Annotated in this window: 9 protein-coding genes; 2 read left to right on the top strand and 7 right to left on the bottom strand. The window is 69.2% G+C overall.

Going from position 1 to position 13,902, the window contains the following annotated elements; genetic code table 11:
• Positions 1 to 35: 35 nt before the first annotated feature.
• Positions 36 to 1,472: a M20/M25/M40 family metallo-hydrolase gene (locus tag ACVCMG_RS08485; protein ID WP_447105450.1), complete on the top strand. Its 1,437-nt coding sequence runs from the start codon at positions 36 to 38 to the stop codon at positions 1,470 to 1,472.
• A gap of 128 nt (positions 1,473 to 1,600) precedes the next feature.
• The gene (locus tag ACVCMG_RS08490) at positions 1,601 to 2,269 is read left to right on the top strand and encodes a hypothetical protein (protein ID WP_447105449.1); all 669 of its coding nucleotides are present in this window, start codon (positions 1,601 to 1,603) and stop codon (positions 2,267 to 2,269) included.
• On the opposite strand, the gene ACVCMG_RS08495 is transcribed toward ACVCMG_RS08490, so the two are convergent.
• The 7 genes from ACVCMG_RS08495 to ACVCMG_RS08525 all read right to left on the bottom strand — a co-directional run bounded on the left by ACVCMG_RS08495 (position 2,252) and on the right by ACVCMG_RS08525 (position 13,886).
• Positions 2,252 to 3,457: a Wadjet anti-phage system protein JetD domain-containing protein gene (locus ACVCMG_RS08495; protein ID WP_447105448.1), complete on the bottom strand. Its 1,206-nt coding sequence runs from the start codon at positions 3,455 to 3,457 to the stop codon at positions 2,252 to 2,254. The two genes, ACVCMG_RS08490 and ACVCMG_RS08495, sit on opposite strands and share 18 nt — an antisense overlap.
• Positions 3,454 to 6,885, bottom strand: coding sequence for an SbcC/MukB-like Walker B domain-containing protein (locus ACVCMG_RS08500; RefSeq protein ID WP_447115379.1), 3,432 nt, complete (start codon positions 6,883 to 6,885; stop codon positions 3,454 to 3,456). The genes ACVCMG_RS08495 and ACVCMG_RS08500 overlap by 4 nt, the downstream gene beginning before the upstream one ends.
• Positions 6,872 to 7,513 carry a DUF4194 domain-containing protein gene (locus tag ACVCMG_RS08505; RefSeq protein WP_447105446.1) on the bottom strand — a complete coding sequence of 214 codons (642 nt, stop codon included), beginning with the start codon at positions 7,511 to 7,513 and terminating at the stop codon, positions 6,872 to 6,874. The genes ACVCMG_RS08500 and ACVCMG_RS08505 overlap by 14 nt, the downstream gene beginning before the upstream one ends.
• Positions 7,510 to 8,949 (bottom strand): Wadjet anti-phage system protein JetA family protein, encoded by a 1,440-nt coding sequence (locus ACVCMG_RS08510; RefSeq protein ID WP_447105445.1) that lies wholly within the window; start codon positions 8,947 to 8,949, stop codon positions 7,510 to 7,512. The genes ACVCMG_RS08505 and ACVCMG_RS08510 overlap by 4 nt, the downstream gene beginning before the upstream one ends.
• 52 nt (positions 8,950 to 9,001) lie before the next feature.
• Positions 9,002 to 12,109: an efflux RND transporter permease subunit gene (locus ACVCMG_RS08515; RefSeq protein WP_447105444.1), complete on the bottom strand. Its 3,108-nt coding sequence runs from the start codon at positions 12,107 to 12,109 to the stop codon at positions 9,002 to 9,004.
• Between the two features lie 7 nt (positions 12,110 to 12,116).
• The gene (locus ACVCMG_RS08520; protein WP_395116009.1) at positions 12,117 to 13,247 is read right to left on the bottom strand and encodes an efflux RND transporter periplasmic adaptor subunit; all 1,131 of its coding nucleotides are present in this window, start codon (positions 13,245 to 13,247) and stop codon (positions 12,117 to 12,119) included.
• Positions 13,248 to 13,424: 177 nt separating this feature from the next.
• Positions 13,425 to 13,886 carry a MarR family winged helix-turn-helix transcriptional regulator gene (locus ACVCMG_RS08525; protein WP_395116007.1) on the bottom strand — a complete coding sequence of 154 codons (462 nt, stop codon included), beginning with the start codon at positions 13,884 to 13,886 and terminating at the stop codon, positions 13,425 to 13,427.
• Positions 13,887 to 13,902: the final 16 nt, after the last annotated feature.

The raw sequence follows: 13,902 nt of genomic DNA on the forward strand, positions 1-13,902 counted from the left end.
CGCCATAATCGGGGTTTCCTCCGCGGAGTGCCCCGATGCGCCGTCTCCCCCTCACTTTGCTCGCTGCCGGCCTGCTGCTGGCCGGCGGCATCGCCAGCGCCGCCACCACGATTCCCGCCACGGCCGTAAAGACGGCCGAACAGTTGCGCGACCAGGCGCTGCACGACGGCACCGCCATGGCCGTGGTGACCTCGCTCACCACCGAGGTGGGGCCGCGCCTGGCCGGCAGCGGAGCCGACTTGCGCGCGCGCCAATGGGCGCTGGCGAAGTTCAGGGAGCTGGGCTTCGACAAGGTCTACAGCGAGCCGGTGACGTTTCCGCTGTGGCAGCGCCGCAGCGAGAGCGGTGCCATCGTGGCCCCGTTTCCGCAGCCGCTGGTGCTCACCGCACTGGGCTATTCGCCTGCCACGCCTGCGGGCGGACTCACCGCGCAGGTGGTGAAGTTCGACAGCCTCGACGCGCTCAAGGCGGCCGACCCGGCCAGCGTGAAGGACCGCATCGTCTACGTCGACTACCGCATGCATCGCCAGAAGGATGGCCACGACTACGGCATGGGCTCGGCCGTGCGCACCACTGGCGCGGTGATCGCCGCGGCCAAGGGCGCCGCCGGCTACCTGCTGCGCTCGGCCGGTACGGATGAGCACCAGCGCATCGCACACACCGGCGTCACCGGCTTCCGCGACCCGAAAGCCCGGGCGATTCCCGCCGCCGCGCTGTCCAACCCCGATGCCGACCAGCTCGATCGCGTGCTCGCCTACGGCAAGCCGGTGACGGTGCGGATGGATCTGGATTGCGGCATCGTCGGCGAATACACCGGCGCCAACGTGATCGGCGAGATCACCGGTCGCAAGCATCCGGACCAGGTAGTGGCCATCGGCGGCCATCTCGATTCGTGGGACCCGGGCACCGGCGCGATCGACGACGGCGCCGGCATCGCGATCACCATGGCCGCGGCCAAGCTGATCCGCGACCTGCCGCAGCGCCCCGACCGCACCATCCGCGTGATCGCCTTCGCCAACGAGGAAATGGGCCTGTGGGGCTCGCGCGCCTATGCGCAGAAGCATGCCGGCGAGGTGGCGAAGTTCCAGCTCGGTACCGATTCGGATTTCGGCGCTGGCCGGATCTGGCGCATGAGCGCCAGCGTGAAACCCGAGGCGCGCGGCGCGATCGCACAGATCGCCAGCGTGCTGGCGCCGCTGGGCGTGGCCTACGACGCCAGCCGCCCCGGCGGCGGCGGCTCGGACCTGTCGCAGATGCACGCCCGCGGCATGGCCGCGCTGAGCCTGACCCAGGACGGCACGCACTACTTCGACTGGCACCACACCGCCAACGACACGCTGGACAAGATCGACCCGGCCGACCTGGCGCAGAACGTGGCGGTCTACGCGGCGTGGGTCTACATGGCCGCCCAGGCCGACGGCAATTTCGGCTCGGCGCCTGGCGCGTTCGCAAAGGACGGCACCGGCGAGTGACGAAGCGTTCTGCCGCAGTTCCCTTGCGCCGGTGAGGCAACCGGCAGGGCCACCGCCGGACCATCACTGGCCCCGGCGGGCCTTCCGGTGTAAAAACGCGAACCATCGAGGCCGCCCGGCGAGGCGCGATGGACGCACTCATGCAGTTTCTCGTGCAGCGTGAGGACACCTTGCGTGGCATCGCGGGAGCGACTCGAGGCCAGCATCGTTACGAGGATGTCCGCCAACAGGCCTGGCTGGAGGCTCGAGAGCTCGCCGGCGAACGGGGCTGGGCACCTGACACCTTCCTCGATCCCGCCTTCCAAGAGCAGGTGATCCGGCGCCTGTGCCGCAAGCTGATCCATGCCGATCGCAAGTTCCGCTTCGCTACGCGACTCGATCACGGCCGCAGCGGCGAGGAACACTGCCACGCACTGGCTCTTCGTCTGGTCAGCGACGACGGACGCGATCCGCTGTCCGCACTGCTGGACGCCGAGGCAGCGGTGGACGAGCCGGACGAGGATCTGCTGCCATTCTCGCTGGCCCTCGCCTGGGCGATGCTGCTGCGTCGACACGACCAGCGCATGCGCACCGTCGCCACCCGATTGCTGATCTCCGTTTCCCACGCATACCACTGTTGCGCCAAGGCCCGCTGGATCGCGGCCCATCAGCATCCCATTCCGCTGGAATCGATTCCCGCGGACATTTCGCTGCGCTCGGGACCATGGCGACGGCAGCGTGCGGAGCGTGTTCCCCGCCAGCTGATCCTCGACTTCGACGATCGGCTGGATCTGGGGGATTCACTGCGCGCCGGATGAATCCGGATCGGGCATCAAGGGATCGAGGCGTTCCTGTTCCAACCGGACCGGTTGCCGCGCCAGCGCCTCCGCCACCGGTGCCCAGCCCGCTCGCGTCGCCCAATGCCGCATGGCGGTCAGCACCGATGGCGCCGGCACGTCGGCGGCACTCAGGATGGAGGCATCCAGCACGGTCGGCGACATCAGCCATGGACGCAACACCTGCCCCGTATCACGCGCGACGCCGGCCAGCACGGCCGCGATGCGGAAGCCGCCCTCGTCGATGTCGCCCCAGTGATAGACCGGCCACGCAGCGGGAAGCCCGCCGAGGATGCACGCGTAAGCCGCCCGCCACGCTGGCGAAGGCATGCCGCCGGTGTAGATCAGCAATCCACCGGCCGCGCCCGGCACACGCGTGGCGTCATGGAAACTGGCAAGGTTCTCGACCGTGAGCAGATAACGCGCCGGCGTCGTCACCGCGCGCACCGATTCGACCGGCAGGCCCAGGTAGGGGCGCACCAGCGGCAGCGTGGCGTCGGCCAGTTCCACCGAGCCGCTGCCGGCCAGCAGCATCGGCTGCGGTTCGCGGCGCAGGCCGATGGCCGACCACACTTCGTCCTTCGACAGGCCGCTGGCGGCCAGCTCACCGGTGGCCAGGATCTCCAGCCACGGCGTGAGCTTCTCCAGCTGCTTGCTGTCGCCGAACAGGCGCACGCTTTCGCGGCGCAGGATGCGCTCGTGGCCAGGGTCGTCCGCGCGGGCGGCGACCGCTTTCGCGGCACGCGCGAGCTCGGCGGCAGCTTCGGCGCCGCAGCTGCGCACCTTGCGGCCCTGGCGCCAGGCCTCGATCACGTCGACGATGACGGGGAAGCGCACGGTCCACGCGTCGAGCGTCTGCATGGCCGCGGCCACCTGTTCGTCCAGCAACGGCACGCCGAGGTGCCGCGCCAGCGCGGCAAGATCGGCCACGCCCAGCCGCAACAGCCGCGAGCCGTCGCCGCTGCGGCCTTCGCGCTGCGCAATCACTGCGCCTGCGCGTTCGGCCAGGGCGACCTCGGCGTGGAAACGCTCCAGCTCGTCCAATGAGCGCAGCGCCGCATACTCGGCGGCGCTCGTCATCGGCAACGAGACGTGCTCGTCGGCGCCGCGCAGGCGCGCGCTTTCGGCGCGGCGCAGCAGGCGTTCCAGTACCTGCCGCGCCGCGCTCACGTGGAAGCCTGCCCGCGGGCGATGCGAGCCGCCTCCTCGACCAGCAGCTCGGGATGCAGGTCGAACTGGTCGCTGAGCAGCAGCTCGCGCGCGGCTTTCTTCACCTCGGTACGTTCGGCCTGCAGCAAGTCGCCGTCGCGGAACAGCTCGATGTAGCTTTCCAGCACGCCGCTCAAGGTGCCCTGCGCGGTATCCGGCGCGGCCAGGATCAGTTGCAGGCCGAGCGAGCGCAGGTAGTCGACGGTGGCGCGGGCATTCTGCGCGTCGATCTTGTCGCCGAATTCATCGAGCAGGATCAGGCCGATGCCGCCCGGATGCGCCTCGCTCTTGCCGTAGGCCGCGGCCAGCGCGGCGCCGGCGATCACGTAAAGCGGGGCGCGATGCTCACCACCGGAGCCCGAGCGCATGCGTTCGCTGAGCGTGCCGATAACGTGCTCGTCCTGGCGGATCTGCACCTCGAAGCGGAAGAAGCGGCGGTAGTCATCCAGCGGCGAGGCTGCGGCGCGGGTGGCGGCGTTGTCCTCGATCAGCTCGCGGAACGCCGGTGGTACCTCGCCGGCGCTGCCGAAGAGATTGTCCTCGCCGCCGACGTCGGCCACCCGCTGGATGAAGCGGTGCAGCTCGCGGTACTCCGGCGCGACCTCGTAGTGAAACTGGTAGCGCTCGTTGTTGGAGAACGAGGGGCTGCTGCGCAGCGTGCGGTTGAGCGTGTTGATCTGGTACTTGAGCTTGCTGAAATTGTCGTACAGCGCAGAAGCGACGTTGGCGCGGAAGGTTTCAACCGCGGTGGCATAAGCCTGCTCGGCCTCGCCCTGATAGTTGGCCAGCTCGGTGTCACGCAGGTAGGCCAGCTCTTTCTGCAGCAGCGCGCGCGCCGGGCGCCATTGGTCGGGCGCGAAGTCCGTGGTGACGCCGTGGTCCCTGGCGTATTGCGACAGTGCGCTCCAGGCTTCGGGCAGCAGGCTGCGCAGCCGGGTGTCGCTTTCGGCGGCGCGCTCGCCGCAGCGGCGGCCGCGTTCTTCCAGGGTGGGAAATTTCGCATCCAGTTCCTCGCGCTGGCGCTCGACGCGGTTGTTGTCCACGTCCGGGGCGGCAAACGCTTCGACCGCGCGGCGGGCGACGATGTCTTCCTGGGCGCGCAGACCGTCGAGCAGTTTCTTCGCGTCGTCCAAGGCGCGCGCGGCCAGCGCCTCCTCGCCGATCAGGCGGTTGGCCTGCTTGCGCCATTCGAGCATGCGCTCGTGCAGTTCGCGCACCTGCTCGCCCAGGCGCAGCAGGTCCGGATCGAGCGTGGCCTGGCGGTTGTTCATCGCCGCGCGGTAGCGGTGTTCGACCTGGCGATGTTCCAGCACGCGGTCGTGCAGCGACTGCGCCGCCTCGTCGGGATTGGCCAGCCGCGCCAGGCCGCGCTGGCAGGCTTCGGCGCGGTCCAGTTCCGGCTTCAGCTGGCGCACGTCACGCTCGGCGGTTTCGATCTCCTCGCGCAGCACGCGCAGGCGCACGCGGTTGTCGGTGGCGCCGATCTTCATGTCGCCGGTGGCCAGCAGGCGCAGGCGTTCGATGCTGCCGCCCTTGGCGAGCAGGCCGTCGCGGGTCATACCCTGGCGGCTGCGGATCAGCTCGGCCTCGGTATCCATGCAGCGCAGCTCGCCCAGTTGGCGCCGCAGGAAAGCCAGCGCGTCGGCGTTGTCGCCGTCCAGCAGTGCGGCCACGCTGTCGCTGGCCGGCCGTTCGGCGCCGCGGCCACTGCGCGCCTGGCTGGAGAGCGCCAGCTTGACGCCGTAGACCGAGCGGCCGCCCTGCAGCGAGCGATACAGTTTCGTGGCACGTTCCTCGTCGGCCGCCGGAACCAGCAGCGCCTCGACGTTGCTGCGCAGGTAGGCCTCGATCACCGGCTGCCAGGCCGGGTCCTTCACCCGCACCAGGTCGCAAACCGGTTGCGCGTCGATGCCTTCGTCGCGCAGGTAGCTCATCAGGCGCACCGCGTCCGGGTGCAGTTCGGCCTGGCCGGCGGCGAGGCGCTTCTGGTTCTGGCGCGCGGCATCGAGCCGGGCCTGCGCTTCGTCGAAAGCGGCATGGCGCGCACGGGCATGGCCGTCCACGGCGTCGATCAGCGGCTTGGCCGCCAGCAGTGCGTGGCGCGCCTGCGCGTGCATCGGTTCGGCTTCCCATGGAAGCCCGGCGTCGGCAGGCAATGCCGCGAGCGTGGTGTACCAGTCGTTCCATCCGGTCTGTGCGTTGGCCAGCACGCCGGCATCCACGGTGGGCAGGCCCAGCTTGCGGATGTCCGCAAACTGGTCGCGGACGAAGCCGATCTCGCGCAGCAATTCCTTCTTCACCTGCGCCAGGCGGTCGCGGTCGCGCGCGGCCAGTTCGTCGAATTGCGACTGCTCGCCGTAGCCCTGGCTGCCTTGCAGGCGCGCGTTGGCCTGCGTGTGCGCTTCTTCGGCCGCTTGCTGTTCGAGGTTCGCTTCCAGCAAGGCGCGTTGGGTGGCCGCGAGTTTGTCGCCGGCGTGCTCGCAGGCCTGTTCGGCCTGGTCCGATTGCTCGGCCAGCAGGTCGCGCGCGTATTCGGCGGCCAGTGCGCGATACGACGCGGCGCGCATCGCCTGCGCGGCGATCCTGCCGTACTGCTGCTCGACGCCTTCGGCGGCGCCGATGCGCTGCACCACCTGCTCGATCTTTTCCTTGAGCTGGCGGAACGTGTCCAGCAGCGCGCGGAAGCGGGCGATGTCGGTGGGACGATCCTCGGCGACCAGGGTGCGCACGAACAGGTCGACGTCCTCGACCCGCTGCAGGTTCAGCGCATTCTGGAACGCCTTGCGGTAGGCGCTGACGTCCGGATGGGCGGTGGGCGCGGCACGCAGGCGGAACAGCAGATCCTTGACGAAACGCTCGCTGGTCGGGTGCAGCTCGGGCCTGCTGCCGGCATCGCGGCAACGGCGCAGGGCCAGTTCGCGGAACGCGGTCCATTCCAGCGGCAGTTCCCTGCCCTGGCTGCGCTCCAGATGATCGTCCAGTTCCAGCGCCACGCCGGGCAGCATGTACTGGCCGTAGATGCGGTGGTCCGGCTCGTCTTTCGAGGCGCCCAGTGCGATGCCGCACGTGAGCGGCACGCCGCTGTCCTGGTCGCGGAACACCAGCGTGATGTAGGTGGTGGCGGTGCGCCGCTTGCGGCCATCCTCGCCGCTGCGGTAGACGCCCAGGCAGTAGTCGCGGATGCTGCGTGCGCGGGCGCTACCGCCGGCCTGCGCGTTGAAGCGGATACGGCTGCGGTCGCCGCCCAGCAGCACGATCTGCAGGGCATCCAGCAGCGCGCTCTTGCCGGCGCCGTTGGGCGCGATGATCGCGCTGGTCGCATCCAGCATCAGCGTCTGCGCCTCGAACAGGAAGAACTGCACCAGGTGCACGCGCTCAAGCAGTTGCATCGTCGTCCTCCGTGGCTTCGTCGGCGTCGTCACCGGGTGCATCGTCGTCGCGGCTGTGCTGGTCCAGCCGCTGCAGCCATTGCTCGCCAACCACCTCGACGATGGCCGGGCGCGCGCGCAGGTGGAACGGCTGCGGGTCGTCGCGCTCGGACTCGACCAGCCGGCACACGCCCCAGCGCTTGAGCGTGCGGGCCAGCGCGCGCAGCGTGCCGACGTCGGGCATCGCCCGTCCGACCAGCGCCTGGTAGGCCTCCTGCAGCTCGGGCAGTTCCATCACTACCTCGCCCTGGTCCTCGATCTGTCCCTGCCGCGCGGCCTCGTCGTAGCGCTGGCGCAGCACCAGCAGCAACAGCGTCTCTTCCAGCGTCACCGGCGTGCCTTCGCCGTACGCGGGCATTGCCACCACGTAGCGGTAGTGCGCGTTGCGCTCCAGCCGGATGCCCAGCGGCGCCAGCGCGGCGAGGTAGTCGTCGAAGTGGTCCTCGATCAGGTGATAGGCCACGCGCGCGCCGCGGTCGCTGGCGTACAGCACCTGCTCGGTGACCAGGCGATAGGCGGCGCGCTCGAAATCCGACACGGCGTAGACGCCGTTGGACATCTGACTCAGGGTGTTCCAGCTGCGTTTCATGCGGTTTTCCTCAGCCGGCTGATGATGAAGCGCGGCGCGCGCAGATAGTCGTTGTCGCCCGCTTCGCCGACGTCCAGCAGCTCGACGCGGAAGCCGCGCAGCAACCGCGCCAGCGGATCGTCGCGGCGCAGGCCGCCTGTACGGTGGCTGCGCAGGGCCAGGGTAAGCAGGGTCTGGTAGGCGCGCAGGTCCTCGATGGAGGTGATCGCCAGCTGCGCGGAATCGACGCTGCCGTCGGGCGGCAGGTGGCGGCCGACGTAGCGCGCCATGTCCTCGGCGTTTACCAGCCGCGCGCGCTTCATCCGCCGCAGCAGGCTCAGCCGCGCCAGTTGTTCGGGGGTGGGTTGCTGCACGGCGTTGGCACTGCGCGGGATCGGCTGCGGCTTGCGCCGCGGCGGGCGCAGTTGCGCGTCGTCCATCAACGCGCCGGGCGCCACGGGCAGGCGCAGCGCGTCTTCCGGCGCCTGCAGCACGCCGCGGCAGGCGCGGCGCAGCAGCACGTCGAGCTTGTCCGGCGCGCGCAGGCGGTAGTCGAGGAAGGCCAGCGCCCGACGGTTGGCCTGGCGGATGTCCTCGTCAAGGCGGCCCAGGTATTCGTCGATACGTTCCAGTTCGTAGAGCCGGCGCAAACTGCGTTGCAGGCGCGCCTCGGCACGTTCGGTATCGCCGCCCGCGAGGTGTTCGCGATACCAGCCAAGCATCGTCTCGCGCAGCGCGGTGCCCTCGACCTGCTGCGTCATCGAGAGGATCGCGCTGCGCCGCGCCAGTGGATGATCGGCCTTGTGCAGGTCGGCGTAGTCGCCAACGAAGAAGCTGGAGACGTAACGCTCGAACCACTGCCGCGCGAACTGTGCGGTGCTTTCCGCACGGCTCAGCTCCGGCATCAGGTCACGCACTTTCAGACTCATCGACGACAGCGACACCAGCAGCCGGCGCGCCTGGTCGGCTGCCTCATCCAGCGCGTCGCCGAAGGCCTTGCCCTCGACCACCTGCTGCAGCTGCAGCTCAATCGAACGCACCTTGGCCGAGACGAAGGTCGGCCCGTGCTCGGCAAACTCCACCAGGGTGGAGAGGAACTGCGACACCGCCGGCGTCATCGAGACCATCTCGCGCGCGCCGACGCGTTCCTGGCGCAGCCAGCCGGTGGAGCGGAAGCGTTCGTGAATGGCGTTGGCGCGATCGGTGAGCGAGGCGCCGGGTACGTCGCCTTCCTCGCTTTCCCAGGGATCGTCAGTGAGCAGATAGTTCTCAAGAGCGGCGGTGATCTCGCGGCGCTGGAAGCCGATGCTCGGCGGCAGCGGCGCGTCCGGGCCGAAGAACTGCTCGAACAGCCGGCACAGCAATTCCCAGTAGCGCTCGCGATTGGCGGCGGCCAGCGGAGCGAACAGGCTGGGGGGCAGCACCGCGAACAGCGGCGGCGTGGCTGGGGTGGTCAAGCGGAGCTCCGTCCGGATGTCATCAACCCCCGGATTATGCGACAAGAATGTCTCAGGGCTCGCCGACCGGAAGCGTGGTGACCTGGGCGCGCTTTCGCCCGAAGCGCTGCTGCAGCCGATCCATGTACAGGTAGATCACCGGCGTCAGGTACAGCGTGAGCACCTGCGACACCAGCAGGCCGCCGACCACGGCCAGGCCCAGCGGTCGGCGTGCCGAGGCGCCGGCGCCGATGCCCAGCGCGATCGGCAAGGTGCCGGCGAATGCCGCCATGGTGGTCATCATGATCGGGCGGAATCGCACGTGGCAGGCCTCGACGATCGCCTGCATCGGCGCCATGCCCTCGACGCGCTGCCGCTCCAGCGCGAAGTCGATCAGCATGATCGCGTTCTTCTTGACGATGCCGATCAGCATCACGATGCCGACGAAGGAGAACAGGTCCAGCGGCGCGCGGAAGATCATCAGCGTGAGCAGCGCACCGACGCCGGCGGCCGGCAGGCCGGACAGGATCGTCAGCGGGTGGATGAAGCTCTCGTACAAGATGCCCAGCACCAGGTAGATCACGAACACCGCCAGCACCAGCAGCAGGCCCATGCCCTGCATCGAATCCTGGAACGCCTGCGCGGTGCCCTGCACGCTGCCGGTGATCGTCGCCGGCAGGTGCAACTGCGCCATCGCGCCGTCGATGCGGCTCACCGCCTGGCTCAGGCTGACCCCGGGCGCCAGGTTGAAGGAGATCGTCACCGCGGGCAGCTGGCCCTGGTGGTTGACCGTGAGCGGGCGCGCCGTGCGCTGGAAGCTGGCCACCGCGCTGAGCGGCACCAGCGCGCCGCTGCCGGAGGTGACGTACAGCTGCGACAACACCGCCGGATCATCCTGCAGCGCGTAGGCGACCTGCAGGATCACCCAGTACTGCGTGGCCGAGCCGTAGATGGTGGAGACCTGGTTGGCGCCGAACGCCGCACCCAGCGCCTTCTGCACCTGGCGCATGGTGAGGCCCAGCGGCGCCAGCCGGGCGCGATCGACCTGCACCGCGATCGCCGGGCCGTTGAGGTCCAGGTCGCTGGTGACGTCCTGGAAACCGGGCAAGGCGCCGAATGCGCGCTCCACCTTGCCGGACGCCGCGTACAGCGCATCCAGGTCGACCGACTGCAAGGTGTACTGGTATTGCGCCTTGGACTGCCGGCCGCCGACCTGGATTGCCGGCGGGTTCTGGATGTAGGCGCGGATGCCGGGGATGCGGGCGAACTTCTGCCGCAGCTCCTGGATGATCTGCGCCGGATCGAGCGCACGCTCGGAGGCGGGTTTCAGGCGCAGGAACATGGTGCCGTTGTTGGTGGTCGCGCGCGAGCCGCCGCTGCCCACCGACGACATGAAGCTGTCGATGTTCGGGTCCTGCGCCACGATCGCAGCCAGTTCCTGCTGGCGCGCCTTCATCGCGGTGATCGAGATGTCGTCGGGCCCTTCGACGTTGACGATCAGCTGGCCGGTGTCGCCGGCCGGGATGAAATCCTTGTCGACCAGCACGAACAGCGCCGCGGTGGCCAGCAGGCTGGCGAAGAACACCCCCAGCACCACGCGCGGGCGCTGCACCGACCACGCCAGCGAGCGGTTGTAGCCGTCGCGCACGCGGTTGAAGCCCTGGTCGAACCAGCGCACCACGCGTGATTTCTCCGCGTGCCCGCCATGCTTGATGAAGCGGCTGCACAGCATCGGCGTCAAGGTGATCGAGACGAAACCGGAGATCAGGATCGCGGTGCTGATGGTCACCGCGAACTCGTGGAACAGCCGGCCCACGATGCCGCCCATGAACATCACCGGCAGGAACACCGCCACCAGCGAGATCGTCATCGAGAAGATCGTGAAGCCGATCTCCGCGGCACCTTTCAGCGACGCCTCGTACGGCTCCATGCCCTGCTCGACGTGGCGCACGATGTTCTCCAGCATCACGATCGCGTCGTCCACCACGAAGCCGACCACCAGGGTCAGCGCCAGCAGCGAGAGGTTGTCCAGGCTGTAGCCCAGCGCGTACATCACGCCGAAGGTGCCGATCACCGAGACCGGCAGCGCCAGCGCCGGGATCAGCGTGGCCGAGGCGTTGCCGAGGAACAGGTAGATCACCAGGATCACCAGCACGCCGGCCAGCAGCAGGGTGTACTGCACGTCGTCGACCGAATGGCGGATCGATTCCGAGCGGTCGTACAGCACGCCGAGCTTGACCGACGGCGGCAGGCTGGCCTGGAACTGCGGCAGCACCTCGCGGATGCGGTCCACGGTGGCCACCGTGTTGGAGCCGGGCTGGCGGTCGATCGCCAGCACGATCGCGCGCTTGCCGTCGAACCAGCTGGCGACCTGGTCGTTCTGCACGCCGTCGCTGGCGTGGCCCAGCGCGGACAGCCGGATCGGCGCGCCGTTGCGATAGGCCACCACGATGTCGTTGTACGGCGCGGCGCGCTGCAGCTGGCCGTCCGAACTGACCTGCAGCAACTGCCGACTGCCGTTGAGCGAGCCGGTGGCGAGGTTGACGTTGGCGTCGGCGATGGCCTGCTGCAGCGTGTCGATGCCGATGCCGTTGGCGGCCAGCTTGTTCGGATCCACGCTGATGCGCACCGCGTACTTCTGCGAGCCGAACACGTTCACCTGGGCCACGCCGTCGACCATCGACAGCCGCTGCGCCAGCTGGGTCTCGCCGTACTCGTTCACCGTCGACAGCGGCAAGGTGTCCGAGCTCAGGGTGAGATACAGGATCGCCTTGTCCGCCGGGTTGACCTTGCGGAAGGTGGGCGGGGTCGGCATGGTCGTGGGCAATTGCCGTTGCGCCGCCGAGATCGCCGCCTGCACGTCCTGCGCGGCGGCGTCGATGTTGCGGTCCAGGCCGAAGGTCAGCGTGATCGAGGTCGAGCCCAAGGCGCTGGTCGACGTCATCGTGGAGATGCCGGCGATGGTGGAGAACTCGTTCTCCAGCGGCGTGGCCACCGCGGTGGCCATCGTCTCCGGCGAGGCGCCGGGCAGCTTGGCGCTGACCGAGATGGTGGGGAAATCCACGTTCGGCAACTCGTTCACCGGTAGCTTCGGATAAGCCACCACGCCGAACACCACCAGGGCAACCATCAGCAGCACGGTCATCACCGGCCGGCGGATGCACAGCGCAGGCAGGTTCATGGCCCGCTCAACCGCCGCTCAGCACGCGCACGCGCGCGCCGTCGACCAGCAGCAACTGGCCATCGGTGACCACCCGCTCGCCGCCGTCCAGACCCTTGCTGACCACCACGCGGTCGGCCGCGCCACTGCCGATCGTGACCATCCGCTGGTGCACCACGCCGCCCGCATCGACCACGAACACGAAGCTGCCGCGCGGCGAGTTCTGCAGCGCCACCGCGGGTACCGTCACCACGTGGGTCAGCCGCGTGGTGGGCAGGGTGATCTCGACGAACTGGCCGGGCGTGAGCTCATCGTCCTCATTCGCATAGCGGGCCTTGAGCTGGATCGTGCCGGTGCTGGCGTCCACCGCGTTGTCGATGAAGTCCAGCGTGGCCTGCATCGACGCGGCCTTGCCCGGCAAGCGCACGATCACCGGCACCGCACCACGGGCATGCGCGGCCTTGAGCCCGGCCAGTTCGGCTTCGGGCACGGCGAAACGGATGTGGATCGGCTGCACCTGGTTGAGCACCACCAGATCGGTGCTGTTGGCGCTGACCTGCGCGCCGGGATACACCAGCGGCGCACCGGCGATGCCGTCGAACGGCGCGCGGATCGTGGCATAGCCCAGTTGCGTGCGTGCCAGTTCCACCGCCGCCTGGTCGGCCTTCATCGCGGCGGCATACAGGCCGGCGTTGGCCTTGGCCTCGTCGTATGCCGATTTGGCCACGTAGCCGTCCTTGAGCAGCGGGCCGTAGCGTTTCAGCAGGGCCTGTGCGTTGGCGTACTGCGCCTGGTCGCGGGCCAGGTTGCCCTTCGCCTCGTCCAGCTGCGACTGCAGCAGGCTGGGGTCGAGGCGGATGATGGTGTCGCCCTTGGCGACATGGCCGCCGGGCTTGAACGACAGCGCCTGCAACTGGCCGCTGACGCGCGACTGCACGGTCACCGTGGACCACGCCTGCGCGCTGCCGATCACCTTCAACGAGAGATCGATGTCGCCGCGCTGCGCCGTGGCGACCCTGACCGGCACGGCCTGGGCGGGTGGGGTCGCCTGCGCGCTCGCCGCGCCATCGCGTCCGCGCCAGAACTGCTGCGCCCCGAAACCGGCGAGCAGCAGCGCAGCTGCCATCAGCAGCAGTTTCCCGGATTTGTTCTGCGGCATGCTCGCTCCGGCCACGCCGGGTCAACCGGCGCGTGGGCGACACGCGGCTTGACCACGACATTCAATGCTTTTGCCCGGCCGTGGGGGCCAGGGGCCCACCCGGTACCGGCGACGCTCCATTCTGCGCCCGCGCGCCGGCAACCCGTGCAGGACCGATGGCACATGACATCGCGCGGATCAGTCGGAGGCGCCCGGGTTCTCGCCCGCATCCAGCGCCTGCAGGTTTTCCTTGATCCGGTTGAGCACGCCCAGCGCGTGTTCGAGTTCGGCGTACTCGATGCCCGCGGTGGCATCCTTGCGCAGGTCGCGCGCGATCAGCTCCATGTCGCCGATGACGACGCGTGCGCGGTCGGTGACGTAGAGTCGCCAGGCGCGGCGGTCGCGCGGATCGGCGCGGCGCTCGACGAAGCCCGCGGCCTGCAGCCGGTCGATCACCCGGCCCACCGCGATCGGCTCCATCTCCAGCGATTCGGCCAGTTCGGTCTGGCGCAAGCCCTCGCGGTGGTACAACATCTTGGTGGCGCGCCACTGCACGCGGGTCAGCCCGAATCTCACCGCGCGCCGATCGAAATGCTTGCGAAACAGCAAGGTCACGTCGTTGAGCAGATACCCGAAGGATAGGTCTTCCGTTTTCGCCATGATGCGCTGCCCCCGG

This window comes from Rhodanobacter sp. UC4451_H18, assembly GCF_052978225.1.

What these genes read in the sequence shown, in the direction of transcription:
- ACVCMG_RS08485 (WP_447105450.1), top strand. Translation starts at nt 36, where the DNA reads ATGCGCCGTCTCCCCCTCACTTTGCTCGCTGCCGGCCTGCTGCTGGCC.
- ACVCMG_RS08490 (WP_447105449.1), top strand. Translation starts at nt 1,601, where the DNA reads ATGGACGCACTCATGCAGTTTCTCGTGCAGCGTGAGGACACCTTGCGT.
- ACVCMG_RS08500 (WP_447115379.1), bottom strand. Translation starts at nt 6,885, where the DNA reads ATGCAACTGCTTGAGCGCGTGCACCTGGTGCAGTTCTTCCTGTTCGAG.
- ACVCMG_RS08505 (WP_447105446.1), bottom strand. Translation starts at nt 7,513, where the DNA reads ATGAAACGCAGCTGGAACACCCTGAGTCAGATGTCCAACGGCGTCTAC.
- ACVCMG_RS08515 (WP_447105444.1), bottom strand. Translation starts at nt 12,109, where the DNA reads ATGAACCTGCCTGCGCTGTGCATCCGCCGGCCGGTGATGACCGTGCTG.
- ACVCMG_RS08520 (WP_395116009.1), bottom strand. Translation starts at nt 13,247, where the DNA reads ATGCCGCAGAACAAATCCGGGAAACTGCTGCTGATGGCAGCTGCGCTG.
- ACVCMG_RS08525 (WP_395116007.1), bottom strand. Translation starts at nt 13,886, where the DNA reads ATGGCGAAAACGGAAGACCTATCCTTCGGGTATCTGCTCAACGACGTG.